This window comes from Candidatus Cloacimonadota bacterium, assembly GCA_012516855.1.
In the GTDB taxonomy this organism is placed as follows: domain Bacteria; phylum Cloacimonadota; class Cloacimonadia; order Cloacimonadales; family Cloacimonadaceae; genus Syntrophosphaera.
In genome coordinates this window covers 1-1,502 of sequence record JAAYWB010000101.1, presented here as the reverse complement: position 1 = coordinate 1,502, position 1,502 = coordinate 1, and the positions used below count along the sequence as shown (strand labels likewise).

Annotated in this window: 1 protein-coding gene; it reads left to right on the top strand. The window is 45.1% G+C overall.

The window, feature by feature from the left end:
* Positions 1-91 precede the first annotated feature (91 nt).
* Positions 92-1,502: IS5 family transposase (locus GX466_08645; GenBank protein NLH94261.1), on the top strand; the 1,411-nt coding region annotated here is incomplete at its 3' end.

Genomic DNA, 1,502 nt, shown 5'->3' with positions numbered 1-1,502 from the left:
TTTCGATCTGGGAATTAGCAAAAATGCAAGTAAAAACATAGATTGCCTTCATAAAGCTTGCATTATGGTACGGTATATTTCAGAGAAACAGTTGACAATTGAAGAATTCAAGACCCCCTTTCGGGCAAACCTGTCCGCCGAAAACCGTTGGGTTAAACTGGCCAGGGTTGTACCCTGGGATAAGTTCGCCAGTATATATATGACGTTGATGAGCAGTGATTTAGGTCGTCCCGGAGTTTCTCCGCGCACAGTACTTGGGGCATTGATAATCAAACATTTGGAGAAGCTGGATGACAGGGGTGTTATACAGGCCATTCAGGAAAACTTGTATATGCAGTATTTTGTAGGGTTGAAGGAGTTCAAAGTTGATCCGGTATTTGATCCCTCACTGTTTGTTGAGATACGGAAAAGAGTTGGACATAAGGAGTTTGATTCTATGAGTGCGGACTTAATCCGAACCGTTAAAGGCAAGAAGGACGGTTCACATAATAAGAAGCATAAGAAAGAAGACTCTGATGAACCATCGAACAAAGGGAAGCTTCAGTCAGATGCCACTGTAGCCGATCAGTATATTACCTTCCCGACCGATAACGGGATATTGAACGAGAGCAGGAAGAAGTGTGAAGGTCTGATTGACAAGTTATACCATCACGCCGGAAGTCAGGGAGTCAAGCCCAGGACTTATAGGCGTACCATGGATAAGGACTGGCTTGATTACTCAAAGAAAAAGAAGAAAACTGAAGCCACTCACCGTAAGATGACACGTAAGCTGCTGGAGAGCCTGAAGCGTGATATTAAGCACATAGATCGTATGTTAGATCAGGTTGAGTTAAGGGGAGAACAAATGCCTGTGACTCACCGGGATCTTCGTTTGCTGTGGATTATCCGGACTGCCTACCAGCAGCAGAGGTACATGTATGATACCAATACCCATAGTTGCGCGGACCGCATTGTCAGTATCTATCAGCCACATGTTCGTCCTATTCCAAGAGGGAAGCTTGGCTCGCAGATAGAGTTTGGGTCCAAGCTTGGGGTTAGCCTTGATGATGGTTTTGCCCGGATAACTACATTTAGCTGGGACGCCTATCACGAAGCCGGCGACTTGATCAAACAGGTAGAAGAATACAGAGCATTGCACGGTCATTACCCGGAACTGGTGCAGGTTGATAAGATATATGCCACTCAGGAGAACAGGAGATGGTTGAAAGAAAGGGATATAAAGATTACGGCACCACCATTGGGTCGAAGGCCGGCAAAGGAAAAACAGAGTTACTCTCAGAAGAGGAAAGCAAGGAAAGAAGCTGCTGAAAGAAATCGTATAGAAGGCAAGTTCGGACAGGGTAAGAACGGATACGCACTGAATCAAATACGAGCCAGACTCAAAGAGACCTCAGAGAGCTGGGTCGCATGTATCTTCTTTGTGATGAACCTCATACATCTTGAGGCTAATCATTTTTTTGGCTCTTTTTTCAAATGGATTACCTCTCTGGCTGAAGGAGGTG